At 40.8% G+C, this 16,394-nt stretch carries 13 protein-coding genes; 9 read left to right on the top strand and 4 right to left on the bottom strand.

The genetic code is table 11. The features are described from left to right. The first annotated feature begins 531 nt into the window (after positions 1-531). Both AK823_RS09675 and AK823_RS09670 read left to right on the top strand, forming a co-directional pair. Positions 532-1,521 carry a LysR family transcriptional regulator gene (locus AK823_RS09675; RefSeq protein ID WP_068036814.1) on the top strand — a complete coding sequence of 330 codons (990 nt, stop codon included), beginning with the start codon at positions 532-534 and terminating at the stop codon, positions 1,519-1,521. Between the two features lie 396 nt (positions 1,522-1,917). Continuing rightward, positions 1,918-3,297, top strand: a complete 1,380-nt coding sequence (locus tag AK823_RS09670; RefSeq protein ID WP_068328638.1) for an NAD-dependent succinate-semialdehyde dehydrogenase — start codon at positions 1,918-1,920, stop codon at positions 3,295-3,297. A 141-nt stretch (positions 3,298-3,438) separates the two neighbouring features. Here AK823_RS09670 and purN read toward each other — a convergent pair whose 3' ends face one another. Then, complete coding sequence (gene purN, locus AK823_RS09665) at positions 3,439-4,164, bottom strand: phosphoribosylglycinamide formyltransferase (protein ID WP_068328635.1); 726 nt, start codon at positions 4,162-4,164, stop codon at positions 3,439-3,441. Continuing rightward, entirely contained in the window at positions 4,164-5,213 is a 1,050-nt protein-coding gene (purM, locus tag AK823_RS09660; protein ID WP_068328632.1) for a phosphoribosylformylglycinamidine cyclo-ligase, read from the bottom strand. The genes purN and purM overlap by 1 nt, the downstream gene beginning before the upstream one ends. Before the next feature lie 360 nt (positions 5,214-5,573). Here purM and AK823_RS09655 point away from each other — a divergent pair, with 360 nt between their 5' ends. The 3 genes from AK823_RS09655 to AK823_RS09645 all read left to right on the top strand — a co-directional run bounded on the left by AK823_RS09655 (position 5,574) and on the right by AK823_RS09645 (position 8,654). Then, positions 5,574-6,680, top strand: coding sequence for an AI-2E family transporter (locus AK823_RS09655; protein WP_068036796.1), 1,107 nt, complete (start codon positions 5,574-5,576; stop codon positions 6,678-6,680). A 374-nt stretch (positions 6,681-7,054) separates the two neighbouring features. Continuing rightward, positions 7,055-7,858, top strand: a complete 804-nt coding sequence (gene hda / locus AK823_RS09650) for a DnaA regulatory inactivator Hda (RefSeq protein WP_068036793.1) — start codon at positions 7,055-7,057, stop codon at positions 7,856-7,858. An 85-nt stretch (positions 7,859-7,943) separates the two neighbouring features. Beyond that, a complete protein-coding gene (locus tag AK823_RS09645) occupies positions 7,944-8,654 on the top strand; it encodes a DUF2057 family protein (RefSeq protein ID WP_068328629.1) in 711 nt (236 codons plus the stop codon). Positions 8,655-8,768: 114 nt separating this feature from the next. Here AK823_RS09645 and AK823_RS09640 read toward each other — a convergent pair whose 3' ends face one another. Continuing rightward, positions 8,769-9,254 (bottom strand): Dps family protein, encoded by a 486-nt coding sequence (locus AK823_RS09640; protein ID WP_068328626.1) that lies wholly within the window; start codon positions 9,252-9,254, stop codon positions 8,769-8,771. Between the two features lie 330 nt (positions 9,255-9,584). Further along, a complete protein-coding gene (locus AK823_RS09635) occupies positions 9,585-10,244 on the bottom strand; it encodes a YcxB family protein (RefSeq protein WP_068036786.1) in 660 nt (219 codons plus the stop codon). Between the two features lie 669 nt (positions 10,245-10,913). On the opposite strand from AK823_RS09635, the gene serS reads away from it, so the two are divergent. The 4 genes from serS (at position 10,914) to AK823_RS09615 (ending at position 16,392) form a co-directional block, all read left to right on the top strand. Continuing rightward, positions 10,914-12,200 carry a serine--tRNA ligase gene (gene serS / locus AK823_RS09630; RefSeq protein WP_068328623.1) on the top strand — a complete coding sequence of 429 codons (1,287 nt, stop codon included), beginning with the start codon at positions 10,914-10,916 and terminating at the stop codon, positions 12,198-12,200. 278 nt (positions 12,201-12,478) lie between these two features. Beyond that, on the top strand, positions 12,479-14,476 hold the full coding sequence (tkt, locus tag AK823_RS09625; RefSeq protein WP_068328620.1) for a transketolase: 1,998 nt from the start codon (positions 12,479-12,481) through the stop codon (positions 14,474-14,476). A gap of 271 nt (positions 14,477-14,747) precedes the next feature. Beyond that, a complete protein-coding gene (locus tag AK823_RS09620) occupies positions 14,748-15,254 on the top strand; it encodes a hypothetical protein (protein ID WP_068036783.1) in 507 nt (168 codons plus the stop codon). A 121-nt stretch (positions 15,255-15,375) separates the two neighbouring features. Next, a complete protein-coding gene (locus tag AK823_RS09615) occupies positions 15,376-16,392 on the top strand; it encodes an NERD domain-containing protein (protein ID WP_068328617.1) in 1,017 nt (338 codons plus the stop codon). Positions 16,393-16,394: the final 2 nt, after the last annotated feature.

Here is a 16,394-nt window from a genome sequence, read left to right as displayed (position 1 = left end):
TAGTAGTCAAAGCATATTAGGTTTGTATTGACATTCATATCTCGATACATTGCAGCAGAAATCTCACCACCTACCAAATCTCTGCTTACTAATAAGAAATGTTACAATAACTAACTGCGTATTTAGACATAAATAGTCAAAGCATTATATGATGCTAGCACTTAATCATTGAGCTACGTAACAACCCATCGTACAAATACGTTGTTTAGTTATATAAATAAAATAACGATTTGAGATAAGAATTATTGTCTGTGCTGTCAATTATTTGTATAACTCACTATAGCGGGGTTACCAAGATTTACCTAATTTATGATAGTTATCTTTGGTATTTCCATAATATATAGAGTAACAAAAACAATGGTTTGAGTTTAGAAGAATTACGTTATAATAGCTAATATTGAGCAAAGTTAATGCAAAAAATACTCTTAATTTCCTACTAATGGCTGTATAACACCCATAATTATCTATAAAAACAACGCAAAAATTGCTAAGTATTAAATAGCATTTATTCTAAGTAAAAGAGAAATACATATGAATTTGCAGCGGGTCGATTTAAATTTATTGGTGCATTTAGATGTATTGTTAAGAGAAAAAAACGTCACACGTGCTGCTGAGCAGTTAGGCATCACCCAGCCTGCAATGAGTAATATATTGCGACGTTTGCGTAAGCTATTCAACGACCCGTTATTGGTGCGTTCATCTGAAGGTATGACGCCGACCGAACGAGCTTTAGAGCTGCAACCACGTATTCGTGAGATACTCGCTGATCTGACTCAAGTACTTGAGCCGCGTACTGAGTTTCGACCGTATAGCACGTCACGTGTCTTTCGTATTATGACCTCAGACTATGCTGAGGCAACGTTAGTACCAAAACTGGTAAAAGCTTTACGCTCTGAAGCACCGAATGTGATTTTGGACTTTTTGACACCTTCAGACGTGTCTTATCGTGATATGGAGCAAGGGAGAGTTGATTTGGCGATTAACCGCTTCAACGAGATTCCGCAAAGCTTCCATCAAGTATTAGTTTGGCGCGACACTTTTAGCTGCTTACTCTCATCTGAAAGCCCTTATGCTAACCGTTTTAATCTAAAAAACTATCTAAAAGCGCAGCATGTCTGGGTATCCAAGACAGGTATGGGCGTGGGGTTCGGAGTCAATCCAGAAAAGTCTGGCGGACTTGGCTCTATCGATCAAGCACTACAACGTTTGGGTCAAAAGCGTCAAATCAGTGTCTTTACTCGTCATTATCAGATGCCGGCCATGCTCGCGGCAAACAAAGATTTGATTGCGACATTGCCGACCCGAGTTGCACGCATGCAGGCCAATAACGATAGTATTATGATGAAAGAGCCACCATTCTTTATTCCTGAATTTGAGCTGACGATGGCATGGTCACCGTTATTACAGCATCATCCAGCGCATCGCTGGTTACGACAACTTATCATGCATGTTGCACGGCAGGTGGTTGCTGATGAAGAGAATCAGGAGCAAGAAATACCCACCATTAATCATCTGTTTTAAGGTAGCTTTTATTTAGGCACTTCCCATTTCAGCATCAGGGCTGTTCTAAATCATTGCAACTTCTATTAAAGTTTAATGTTAAATAAAACCAGCCTTTGTGCTGGTTTTTTATTTGTCTGAACTTAGGGTTGGTTAAGTAGTTCTTAATAAGACAGTCACATTCTTAACATACCAAGCACATTTCTTTATATCTTGTAAAACTGTAAGCGAATAGTTTTGTTATGATAATTCGAACTTAGAAAAGTTGAACGTTAAGCAAGAATATCTTTAAAACGAACATCTTTAGAATAATAACTGTTTAGAGCTAGATGATAAGACTAAGAAATATGTGTTTTGTAATTAGTATCATCTAAGCAATTTATCAATCAACTAAATAAATGGATAAGGTCAATAATCATGGCAGATATTACTACTGTAAACCCAGCAACAGGCGAAGACATTAAAGAATATAACTATATGAGTAATGATGAGGTTAACAACATTGTTGAAGCCTCGCATCAAGCATTTCTAGAATGGCGTAAAACTAGCCATGAAGAGCGTGCGAAGGTTATTAATTCTATTGGCGAGACCTTGATGAAGTACAAAGAGGAGCTATCTCGTCTTATGACTGAAGAGCGCGGTAAACTTTATAGTCAGAGTCTACAAGAAATTGATCTATGTAAAGCGATTTGTGATTACACCGCAGAGAAGGGTGTGGCCGCGCTTGCTGATGATGAACGTGACATCGAAGGTCTCAAAAAAGGTATTGTCACTTATCAGCCCATTGGTGTTATTTATGGTATGCAGCCTTGGAATTTCCCAGCTTATCAAGTGTTCCGTTATACCATAGTCAATTTGATGGCAGGTAATAGCGTTCTGCTTAAGCATGCAGCAAACGTGACTGGTTCTGGCTTATTAATTGAAAAAATATTCCATGAGTCTGACTTACCGAACGATTTGTTCCGTACTATTCTAATCGATCATGATCAGTCAGAAAAGTTAATTGGTAATGATAAAGTACGCGGTGTGACGCTTACTGGTAGTGATGGTGCAGGTAGCATCGTCGGTCAGCAAGCAGCAAAAGCAATCAAAAAAGCAGTCCTAGAGTTGGGCTCGAATGACGCATTTATCGTTTTAGAGGATGCTGACCTAGAGCTTGCAGTACAAACTTGTACTCTAGCGCGTCTGATAAATAATGGCGAAACTTGTGTTGCTGCAAAGCGCTTTATCGTTGTCGACAGTTTATATGATGAGTTCCGTAAGCGTATCGTTGAAGAGTTTGCAAGTAAAAAAGCAGGCGACCCAATGGACGACAGCTCGGATCTTGGTCCATTAGCCCGCAAAGATCTGCAAGAAAAATTGCATGAACAAGTGGAAGAGAGCGTAAGCAAAGGCGCTACTATATCTGTTGGTGGTAAATTACCAGAAGGTAAAGGTAGCTTCTATCCAGCGACTATTTTGGAAAATGTTGAAAAAGGTCAACCAGCTTATGATGATGAGCTATTTGGTCCAGTAGCATCGCTGATACGTGCTAAAGATCAAGACGATGCATTACGTATTGCTAACGACAGCCGTTATGGCTTAGGTGGCGCTATCTTCTCTAAAGATGAAGACAAAGCTATACGTCTAGCCAATGAACAGTTTGATACGGGTATGGTCTATATCAATGGTTATGGCCTCGCAAATCCAGCATTACCTTTTGGTGGTGTGAAAAACTCGGGTCATGGTCGCGAGCATGGTGGTTTCGGTATTAAAGAATTCGTAAACATCAAAGGTGTCCATGTTCATAACAGTTAAGAACACGTACAGATTTTGAAGTTACGACACTTTAAATATTGGATAACGAAAAGCCCAGTCATTCATAAATTGAGTGACTGGGCTTTTTTGTGGTCGATAGTTTTAAATGATTAATATTTTTCTTTACTTCTTGCCATTGCATTAACTGTTTAAATAAAGCTTTAAAGGTAAGGTGGGTAACATAGAAAAAGTTTCTTTGCCCTGACTATTCAGGTTGATTACACCTTTAGCTAATAACAAAATTGTCCAAGGCAATAGCTGATGCTCAAGCTTTTGCACTCGCGTTTGTAGACAATCCGCCGTATCTTTTTGATTGACATCTAATAAAGCTTGGGTCAAAACAGCGCCCGCATCGAGCTCAGCAGTGACGACATGAATACTACAGCCATGATGACGTTCACCTGCTTGTATGGCACGCTGGTGAGTATCTAGCCCTTTATAAACAGGTAATAGAGAAGGGTGTAGGTTAATCATCGGTGCTGGTGCGTTATCGATAAAATCTGCACTCAATACCCGCATAAAACCAGCTAATACAATCAAATCTGCTTGCCATTCTACCAGTTGAGCATTAGCATGACTCTCAAAAGTTTTGATTCCCATGCGTTTGCCATTAGCAACGTGCGACAATACTTCTACTGGAATAGCGGCATCTTGCGCACGTGTGATGGCATAAGCATCCTCACGATTACTAATGACACCGACTATCTCAATCGGTAGCGCACCTGCTTGCATAGCATCTATTAATACTTGTAGATTGCTACCACTGCCTGACACCAATACTGCAATGCGTAAAGGTTTAGCCGATACTTTTGCGATACTTTTAGAAGTGCTTTGTAGATTATCATCTGATATTGGCGATACTGACATTAACGGTACACCACTGCATCCGCTTCACGATTAACCATCTCACCTAGTTGCCATGCTTTTTCGCCAGCATCATTCAAAGTTTTAATCGCCGCTTCAGCTTTATCTTTAGGCACAACGATAACAAAGCCAACACCGCAGTTAAAGGTGCGGTACATCTCACTTTGCTCGATATTGCCCTCAGTTTGTAGCCAAGTGAATAGCTCTGAGAACTGCCAGCTATTGGTATCGATGCTAGCGGCTAAATTATCCGGTAATACGCGTGGCAAGTTATCCGTTAAGCCGCCACCAGTGATATGTGACATGGCATGCAGTGCGGAGCTACCAAGGGTATCCTGCAGAGCTTTAATCGCTTTTACATAAATACGAGTAGGTGCCATTAGCGCATCTTGAATAGGCTGCCCATCTAGCTGCTCATTGCTGCTAGTAACATCAATACCGCTGACTTCGATAACTTTACGTACTAACGAATAGCCGTTAGAATGCGCGCCGCTTGAAGCAAGAGCGATTAGAACATCGCCTTCTGCGACATTTTCACCAGTGATAACCTCGCTTTCTTCAACCACGCCCACACAGAATCCAGCTAAATCATAATCGTTGTCTTGGTACATGCCTGGCATTTCAGCCGTTTCACCGCCGATAAGGGCACAATTGGCAAGTTTACAACCATCACCAATACCAGTCACGACGGTAGCAGCAACATCGACATCGAGTTTACCCGTTGCATAGTAATCTAAAAAGAACAATGGTTCTGCACCGCAAACCAATAGATCATTAACGCACATCGCCACCAAATCAATGCCAATAGTGTCGTGACGATTTAGTTGTAGTGCCAACTTAAGCTTAGTACCAACGCCGTCAGTACCAGATACGAGTAGAGGAGAGGTGTAACCTGTCGGAATACGACATAGGGCGCCAAAACCGCCAAGTCCACCCACAACTTCAGGGCGAGTAGTGGCTTTTGCTACGGACTTGATTCGTTGAACCAGTGCATCGCCTGCATCAATATCAACGCCGGCATCTTTGTAGCTTAAAGAAGGCTTGTCACTCATAGTCATCTCACAGTTGGGGATAGATAATTGGAATTAATAGTTGAAGTTATTCATTACAATGAATAATTGAAGTTAGTATTATAAAATTTGAATGTGGTGCGCGCATTATACCCAAAAACAGGCCACACTCGCAAAGCAACTTGCCAATATTTGACCAAGATTTGCTATAAGCGGCAAATAAAAAACCAAGACACAAAAAATGACTGATTTTTTACTGTACTCTGCGATAATAAAGCGCCAAAGTAATTGTAAAATTACCGTACTAATGATTACTATTATAGGAAAGTCATTTAATAACTTATATGACCAGCTCTAGTAACGTCATCATCTCAAATCAGCTTAATCGTAGGATTGCCCTTAATGATAAATCAACCAATAGATCCTTTTTTTCGGCGCTTATTTATTGTCGTTGCTATTGTTGTAACCCTATTTTTATTGTATTTGATGATGCCGGTCATTATACCGTTCGTTATTGCATTCATACTGGCTTATTTACTTAATCCACTGGTCAAACGCTTATCAAGGTATGTTAGACGCTGGATAGCCATTATTGTCGTCTATTCAGCACTGACCTTCAGTATGGTGTTGCTACTCTGGTGGATTGTGCCAACGTTGTGGCATCAGCTGCAAGCCGCTTGGGAATATTTGCCCAAAATTCTAAGCTGGTATGATGAAGTGGTACGTGAATGGTTTACTAATAATAGCCCCGTTCGTCTGCCAGAGTTAGAGGCAAAGGGTTTGTCCGAAACCTTAGTAGATTATATGCAGACGCATTATAGATTCTCAGACGCCAGTACATGGATGAGCCAAATACTTGCCTCAAGTATGAACTTTATTAATAATGCCGGACTGATTGTGCTAGTACCCATTCTGACGTTTTATTTCTTATTTAATTGGGACAAACGTCTGCTTAGCTGGAAAGTGGCTATTCCTACTGCCTACTGCAAAACAGTCATTGGCATCGCCCAAGAGTGTGACCGTGCATTAATGGCTTTCATTAAAGGTCAATTACTGGTCATGGTGCTGTTAGGGATTATTTATGCTGTGCAATTACAACTGATTGGGCTTGAACTTGGACTAATTATTGGTATGGTTGCAGGTGTTGCGAGTTTTGTACCGTATTTAGGTTTTGGACTTGGTTTCATAGCCGCCGTTATTGCTTGTCTGTTCCAATTTGGTCTAAATTGGACTTATCTGTCTCTAATCGTTGGTGCGTTTTTAGTAGGACAAGCGGCCGAAGGATACGTGTTACAGCCACTCCTGTTGGGTGATAAAATCGGGCTTTCACCGTTATGGGTTATTTTTTCTGTATTGGCAGGCGCAAGCTTACTAGGTTTCGTCGGTATGTTGATTGCCTTGCCTGTATCCGCTGTACTTAACGTACTGTTTCGACATCTCTATAATTATTATCGCTCTACCGACTTTTATAAGGGTCGTAAACAACTAAATTTATTTGAAGAAAGATAAGTAAGTTAAGATTGAAGGCGATAGATCAGACAAGCAGCAGTTGTTAAATGTTAGATTGACGAATAGCAGTTAATCAGGCTTAGTAAGTAAAAGACTTGTCAGTCATTTTGTAAATATGTTATATATAGGCGCAGTATTAACTATAGCAGTTGCTCGTTTCGGTTAATTTTGACAAAGGTCTTTTTTAATAAAGCATTTAGTTAATTTATTACTGAACGAGAGAACTGTTGGATAACAAAAAAATGTAAGTTAAGAAAACTACATGCCAATACCAAAAAATTTATGTCACGCAGTATTTAAGCCAGTTTAAAGAAGATTGTTCAACAAATTAATTTTTTCTTTACATTGCGCTATGCAAAACGAGTTGATGATTCATGGCAGAAGCACAGCTAAGTCTCAATCTGGACATTAAGCACGATGCGAGTCTCAGCGACTTTGCTGGTCCAGGTTGGATGTCGATTATTGATGCAGTGCGGCAGCTACATGTCGGCCTGATAGGCCAGCTGTACCTATTCGGTAGCCCTGCTACTGGTAAGTCTCATTTGCTATCGGCTATTTGTGAGTCATTCATTGAGATGGATAAGTCAGCAATTTGTTTATCACTTAATGAGTTGATTCATACCGATGTCCACGTACTGTCATCCTTAGAGAACTTTGATCTTATCGCCATTGATGATTTAGAAGTGTTGGAACATAGCGCTCAATGGCAAGAAGCCTTGTTTCATTTGATAAACCGCAGCCGTGAAGGGCAGCGCCAGTTACTATTTGCTGCCAATAGACCAGCCAGTGAATTGCCGTTTCAGCTGACTGATCTGCTGACTCGTTTAGCACAAGCACCCACTTTCAAAGTACCCAATGGTCATGACCTAGCAGACCGTAAAGCATTATTACAGTCTATTTTACGTCGGCGTGGTTGGCAATTTGATGAGCGTATTATTGAGCATCTGCTGACCGAAGGACCGCATCGTATCGGGGCAATGATGGAGGTGCTCAACTATATTCAGCCGATGTTTTCTAATCTTGGACGTAGTAATATATCTAAAGCAGTGATAAGCGATGCATTGCGTACTATTGATGAACAAACGCTCGCGGCAGAGCTTGCTGATATCGCTCAAGAAACCCAAAAAGATGATGAAGCAGCAAGTAATGACAACCATACAATACCACTGGATTTTTAGCTGCTGACACTTATTGAAGATAAATAGCTCAATGCTCTAACCTTTAATTTTTTTACCAAATTTTTTATCATGGATAGGATATCTTATGAAAATCTCTGCCTCTTTGCTTAAAAAACTGACAATCAGCACGCTCTTAATTGGCGCAGGTTCAGTGTCTATGCTTTCACATGCAGCCGTTACTTTGCTCGTCGATGACCATATTAAAGTGACCGCTATTAATGGGCAGGAAGTTAAACAAAGTGCCTTTCAGCCTTTAACTAAAACGTTTACTTTGCAGCCTGGTCAACATGCCATTACTGCTAAATATGACCGTTTATATGATTTGCCTCGTGATGAGCATGACTATTTGCGTTCAGGGAATATCAGCGTAACGGCGGAACTGGCAGACAATCAAACCTATCGTTTGACTATGCCTAATCAACCAGAAGAGTATAAAGCTGCCAAAGAATATGCTGAACGTCCAACGCTAGCAGTACAACAGGACAATAGGGTTATCGCCAGTCAGCAAAGCATCGGTGGAAATCAAGGTGGCTTGCTATCAGGTATAGGTAAAGCTCTAGGCGGTGTGTTTGGTGGTAGCAGTGATGCCGAACTACAGAACCAGCGCGCTATTGCTGCATTAGAGCAGCCGACTTCAACTACTGGGCAGCAAACTGTAATAACCCAGCCTAAGGTAAACACTGGTACGGTAAGCTCTAGCACTCAGTCTGCGAATACCCTTGATAGCTTTATGCAAATTTGGCTTAATGCAACGCCTGCTGAACGTGAGAAAATGCGCCAATGGATTCAACAGTAACCATCTGTTTTTATAGTATTAGTTAACGATATCTGAGTAATAAAAAAGCACCTAATAATAGGTGCTTTTTTTATTTACGATTAGATGTAATGACTAGCAGAGTCTAGTTAATCATTAACCTAAGAATGCGTTATACATCCAAACTAGTTTTTCTTGCTCTTGTACATAAGCATCAACTAGGTCGGCTGAACCTTGGTCATCGCTTTCTGCTGCTAGTGCTGAAGCTTGACGCTGCTCTTCAATAAGCATTTGCAGACCAGTCACCACACCTTTTACACAGGTGTTACCGTCTTTAACGTTCTTGTCTTCTTTGATGCTAGTGTGCTGTGAAAAATCGCTATAAGCATGTAATGGTGTACCACCTAAGGTTAGAATACGTTCAGCGATCTCATCAATCTGTAATTGTAGAGCAGTGTATAACTCCTCAAACTTAGGATGTAATGAGAAGAAATGCTCGCCTTTAACATTCCAGTGGTAACCACGGACGTTAATATAGAAAGTATGATAGCTAGATAATAGACCATTTAATTTATCAATTACTTGACTCATTTCAGCTTTTTCTAGACCAATCTGGTTAGTACTGTTATCAGTATTACTCATAATATTATCCTTATAATGTGAGTGTTGATTTTATAAAATAGGAGTATAGCAAGTCGCGTTACTTATGATTACCTTCTTTATCGTACCAAAGTCTGAACATATAACGACGATATTACGAAAGAGGCTAGATTCTGAAAAAGACTGGTACCACTAATAACTACGATGCTTTAACTTTTGATGCCTATTATAATAGCAAACCATAATGGATTAGTTAAATTTAATAAATATAATGTTATGATTGGTTTTGTAAAACTCTAAAGAAACTCTCTTTACTATTAAGCAAGTCTCTTTATCATTTAAAGTAAAACAGATAAAGAGACCTAAATACTATCATGAAGGTGGTTGAATGCTCTCAGGGTTTAAACCTTTTACAGGAACTACTTCTTTCAGGTGCTGACGTACCGTATCAATCGGGAATTTTTGCGCTTGCAAACGTTTAGGTACAATTTGACTGCCTTGCTGACCCTTCATTTCAAACATCATAAAGATATAGTCATCAGTCTCATCCCAGCTTTTGACCGCAGTCCATGGAATAACCGCTTGTTGAGTAGTACCAGCCCGCATTTGCATGCCACGCATCTTATTATTGTTCATCAAATCAGGCTGATTGGTTGGCATTGCCATGACTAAACCATGTTTTTGCACACCCAACTTCATCTGACGCATCTCGTCTGGCATCTCTTGATCAGCAACTTGTTTTTCAAATTCTCTTTTGACATACCATTTAAAGCCAAGGGTACGAACCAGTAAATAAATCACTACCGCAACCAGCATTAGCCAAAAAATAATCGTCGAGTAACCTGTTACGAAGACTAACCCTACAATTGCTAGTATTACGACCACTGCCATGATAATCCATTCTTTCATTTTGATGCTTTTTAAACCGAAAGAGGGGCTAGCGCTGGCGAATAGCTCATACTGTGCTTGATGGAATTCAGCCTCGGTTAAATTTAAGGCGACAGGTTGTAGCGTGTAGGGGTACAGGGCCATAAAGGTTTCTCAAATACTTATATTAAAAGTGTTGGGTTTAAAAACGCCAAACGTAAGCAGCTACGCCGTCGTTGGCTGGAAGTGTAATAAAGGTATGCGCTTATCTTACCGAAAAGTGCTCTTAAATGAAACATATAAGGATATCTGTGCCCTTATAGATGCCATATTAATGACATTAATAGAGATATACGACGCTTATTAGAGTTAATATCAGTTATGAAAGCTAATATCGGTTCCAAAAAATGCGACTAGCTGTGCCAAACTAGCCTAATCCGTTACATGTAGTATTTCCCCTCGTTGTCTTTGTCACTCAAAATTTTGGAATTAGTATGACTTTAGGGTTAAAAATTCAAAAAGGCATACATTAATTCAAAAAGACATACATTATTGAGCGCTGAAGGGTATCGTTAAGCTAAAAGTAGTTGCTATAAATTAGAGGTAGAAAATCCTGAAAACCTAGTTAAAAAATGGTCTAAACATGGTCAAATCTACTGGGTCTTGGTATTATAGCGGCTACAATATTTTGTCATAAAAAGCATGGCGTCACAGCAAGACTATAACTATGTCATAACTAGGCATAAAGCTCTGTTATAAATCTAAGCTGGCCACTTATTATATTAAAAATTTTTTTAAACCTTCTACTCACTCTCAGCGTTACAGGCAACTATTATGATTGATCCGAAACTCTTACGCGGCGATTTAAGCGACTTACAGCAACAGCTGGCCACCCGTGGCTATACGCTTGATATGGAGTTCTGGCAAACCATTGAAAATGAGCGTAAATCGCTACAAGTCAAAACCGAAGAGTTGCAATCGCGCCGTAACGCTGGTGCTAAGCAAGTGGGCGCGCTAAAAAAATCGGGCGAAGATGCCAGTGAGCTATTGGCTGAGATGCAAAGTGTCAGCGGTGAGATTAAAACGGCCGAAGACGAGCTGCGCACTTTACAAGAGCGCATCACCCAAGCGGCTTTGCAGATTCCCAATATTCCAGCAGCAGATGTGCCAGTGGGTACGTCAGAAGATGATAACGTCGAAGTGCGCAAATGGGGCACGCCGCGCGAGTTTGACTTTGAGATTCAAGACCATACTCATATAGGTGAGACACTCGGTATGCTCGACTTTGAAGCAGCAACCAAACTAACTGGTAGCCGCTTCAACGTGCTTAGAGGACAGTTGGCACAAATGCACCGTGCCTTAATTCAGTTTATGCTGAATACTCATACGATTAAGTACGGCTATACTGAAACGTATGTTCCTTATATCGTCAATTCAGAAAGCTTAAAAGGCACAGGTCAGTTACCGAAGTTTGAAGATGATTTGTTTAAACTTACTAATCATACGAATAATGATGATATGGATTTTTATCTCATTCCGACGGCGGAAGTACCGATGACCAATTTGGTACGCGGCGAGCGCTTAGATATCAAAGAGCTGCCGTTAAAGTTTACCGCGCATACACCCTGTTTCCGTAGTGAAGCCGGCTCGCACGGTCGTGATACTCGTGGTCTCATTCGTCAGCATCAGTTTGAAAAAGTTGAGATGGTCAATATTGCCAGCGCTGAGCATTCAGATGACTTGCTTGAAGCGATGACAGGACAGGCTGAATATATCTTGCAGCAGTTGAATCTGCCATACCGTACTGTAAAACTGTGCACTGGCGATATGGGCTTTGCCGCGCAAAAAACTTATGACATCGAAGTATGGTTACCAAGCCAAGAGACCTATCGCGAAATCTCAAGTTGTTCTAACTGTGGTGATTTCCAAGCACGCCGTATGGGCACACGGGTCAAAGACGGCAAGCAGACTAGTTTGGCGCATACGCTAAATGGTTCAGGCTTGGCAGTTGGTCGTACTTTATTGGCTGTCATGGAAAATCATCAAAATGCGGATGGTAGTATCACGATTCCAGAAGTGTTGCGTCCATTTATGGGCGGTGCTGAGACAATTTCAGTTTAATAAGTATTCTGTCTATATAAATGGCGAGTTATAATGCTAACTCGCTATTTATTACTTTTTGCCTATTATTAATTGTTGTTTAACAAAATCGATATAAGTCATTATTAAATACAAACGATTTTATGAGGCCGTTTTTGGCTTGGCTCATGGCAAATATGTTAATATTGCCCCTTAATTAATCACCTTATTTTTAAGAGCGTTTATCGCGCTCTTATTCTATTGTTCAATCGATTTTCCTCTTATCTTCCATACTTCTTATTCGAATATTAGGACACTCTATGCCCACCCCAATTAACGAACGTAAATTAGCCAATGCCATCCGTGTGCTCTCATTTGATGCGGTTCAAAAAGCCAACTCTGGACATCCAGGCGCGCCGATGGGCATGGCTGATATTGCTGAAGTTCTGTGGCGCAAATTTTTAAAACATAATCCTGCCGATCCGCAATGGCACAACCGTGACCGCTTTGTGTTATCGAACGGCCATGGCTCGATGCTTATTTACTCGTTACTCCATTTATCAGGCTATGATGTCAGCGTCGATGACCTAAAAGGCTTCCGTCAGCTACATTCAAAGACCCCAGGTCATCCTGAGCTTGGTTATACACCAGGTATTGAAACCACGACTGGTCCACTAGGTCAGGGCATCGCGAATGCGGTTGGTTTTGCTATCGCTGAGAAGACGCTAGCGGCACAGTTTAATCGTGACGGACATAACATCGTTGACCACCATACTTATGCGTTCTTGGGTGATGGCTGCTTGATGGAAGGTATCAGCCATGAAGTTTGTTCACTGGCTGGCACGTTATCGCTTGGCAAGTTAGTATTCTTCTATGATGACAATGGCATATCAATCGATGGTAATGTCGAAGGCTGGTTCACTGATGATACGCAAGCGCGCTTTGAAGCGTATGGCTGGCAAGTTATCAAGGTTGATGGTCATGATACCGATGCTATCACTCAAGCAACTGAGAAAGCGATTGCTGAGACCACTAAACCAAGCTTAATCATCTGCAAAACCACTATCGGCGCTGGTAGTCCGAACAAGCAAGGCTTAGCAGCCAGCCATGGTGCACCACTTGGTGATGACGAAATCGCCTTGACTCGTGATGCGTTATCTTGGAAGCATGCACCGTTTGAATTAGATGATGAAATTTATGAAGCGTGGGATGCCAAAGCTAAAGGTGATGTGCAACAAAAGAACTGGGATGCGGACTTTGAAGCTTATAAAAAGGCTTATCCAGAATTGGCAAGCGAGCTACTACGCCGCTTAAATGGTGAGTTGCCAGCGGACTTTGACAAGCAAGCGCAAGACTATATCCAACAAACCCAAGAGCAGGGCGGTGATGTTGCCAGTCGTAAAGCCAGTCAAAATGCGATTAATACTTTGCAGCCATTATTACCAGAATTGTTGGGCGGTTCAGCGGATCTAGCTGGCTCAAACCTCACACTATTTAAAGGTGCTAAAGGCATCGAAACTGACGCTGATGGCAACTATATTTACTATGGCGTGCGCGAGTTCGGTATGACCGCGATTGCCAATGGTATCGCGCTACACGGTGGCTTTATCCCTTACGTGGCGACCTTCCTGATGTTCATGGAATACGCGCGTAACGCTGTGCGTATGGGCGCATTGATGAAGCAACGTATCATCCATGTTTATACGCATGACTCTATTGGTCTGGGTGAAGATGGCCCAACGCATCAGCCAGTTGAGCAACTGACTAGCCTACGCACCACGCCAAATCTACGTACATGGCGTCCTTGTGATGCGACCGAATCTGCTACGGCTTGGGTAGAAGCGATTAAGTCAGAAAACAATCCATCTGCACTTATCTTTAGCCGTCAAAGCTTACCGCATCAAGCACGTGACAGTGAGCAAGTCGCTAATATCACTAAAGGCGGCTATGTGCTAGCGAAGGAACAAGGCGAGCTAAAAGCCATCATCATTGCAACGGGTTCAGAAGTTGGCTTAGCGATGGAAGCGTACGAGACGCTTAGCGAAAATGGCGTTGGCGTCCGTGTGGTCTCTATGCCATGTGCAGAAATCTTTATGGAGCAAGATGCTAGCTACCGTGACGCTGTATTGCCGGCCACTATTCGTGCTCGCGTAGCGGTAGAAGCTGCGCATGTAGACTACTGGTATAAGTTCGTTGGTCTAGATGGCAAAGTCATCGGCATGACCACTTATGGCGAATCAGCACCTGCAAGCGACTTGTATAAAGAGTTTGGTATTACTACTGAAGCTGTCGTTGATGCGGTAAATAGTTTGATGTAATAAACCTGACTTAGTTAGTAATCAAAAAAAGAGCTACGAGAGAAATCTGGTGGCTCTTTTTTTACGTGATGGGTTTTAGTAGTTATTTTAAATAACTATATACTAACAAAATAACTCCAATAAAATATGGATCATCATTTAGCTTCTTAATGTGGCTAGACTTTATTTTGGTGTTAGAATATAGTAAAAACCATCGCATCTATTTTCTATAATATAATTAGATAGGAGTTGCAGTTTCTGATTTTATGATGCTGAAATTCGGATGAAATAAATGGAAGATATAAAACTAACAACACATACAACATGGTTACATCAAATAGGTCTAAGTGAAGGAGTGATAGCAGCCTTTATTATTGGATTCTTAGGCTTGTGCGGTATTTTCATTACTCAATATTTTGACCGAAAAAAAGAGCGGCGAGCTTTTCTTAGAGATAAGTTTGAGGAGCTAGTTTTTAAGCTTGCAGATTTTGCTACGCTTGTAAAAGAGAACGAAGCTAAGCGTTTTCAAGGTAAAGATAGTAAAAGCTTCGATCTTAGTAATTTTTCTAGAGAAGGTGGAAAAATTGAGATATTAACAATACTATATTTCTCTGAACTTGAAGGTGAATGTAAGGCTTTTCTACAAGCAGGATTGGATTTATGTGTCGCTCAGCGACTTCACGAAATGAACGCTAATGAAAAAAATCTAGACAAACTTGAACAAAGACAAAAATATTTTGAAGAGATTTATGATAGCTTTTATAATAATATAAAGGAATGTATTCCAAAATATACCTAATTTCTAAGCGACGAATAATTCAGTTTGCGCTGCAAAAATTAAACGTACATTTTTTATATTTGCTCTATTCATCGCATATATACCTCCTACGACTTCTATCCACGTATTAAAAAGAAAAGCTATGTCCCTAAAGTCCACCTTTAAAGGCTTCCTAGGTGAAACCGTCATCAATGTAGCTATGTGGCTAAAGCTTGATAAAGAGGTCTATCACCGCTTAAACAATATCACCTTGCCATTAGCCAATGGCGGCAGCACTCAAATTGACCATGTCATCGTCTCGATCTATGGCATTTTCGTCATCGAAACCAAAAACTATAAAGGTTGGATATTCGGTAACGAGAAGCAAAGACAGTGGACGCAAGTCATCATGGGACGCAAGTACAAATTTCAAAACCCACTCAGGCAGAATTATCTACATATTAAAACGCTAGGTGATTTATTAGAATTGGATATGAACTATTTCCATTCGATGATTGCTTTTATCGGTGAGTGTGAGCTTAAGACTCGCGATGAGCTACCTGAGCACGTATTAACGAATGGTATGGTGTCTTATGTTAAGAAAAAGCAGGATAAGATATTAAGCGAAACAGAGGTTGAATCTATCGTTAAGCAGATTGAAAACAATCGATTTAGCAAATCTTGGAAAACTAACAGTCAGCACAAAGCGTATTTAAAAGACAAGCATGGCAACTCAAATAAGCAATCTAGTGGCAATCCGAATAGCAAGTCAGTTATCAAACCAGTTATTAAGTCTGCGCCTAAACCAATCATAAAAGACACTGCGAAAACATCAACTTTGAAAAGCAGAGAAGTGTTCCGATGGTCTGGTCAAACGGAAGTTGAACAAGATGAGACATCGATTGTGCTCTCTAGCAATGTGCCGTCTAGCACTCAGCTAAATAATGATGATTTCGTATTTATCACACCATTTGAGCTTGTCGAGTCTGACCCAACAATAAATAACCCTGTGACAGTTCAAGTGGCAAACCATACAACTAATGTGATCCAAACGCCAACCTGTCCAAAATGCAACGGTGAGATGGTCAAGCGCGTGGCAAAAAAAGGCCAGCGGCAAGGGCAAACCTTTTTTGGTTGTAGTCAGTTTCCTAAATGTCGCGGTGTGGTGAACGTTAATTAACT

The sequence above is a fragment of the Psychrobacter sp. P2G3 genome, assembly GCF_001593285.1.
Classification (GTDB): Bacteria; Pseudomonadota; Gammaproteobacteria; order Pseudomonadales; family Moraxellaceae; genus Psychrobacter.
This window is presented reverse-complemented; position numbering and strand designations above follow the sequence as displayed.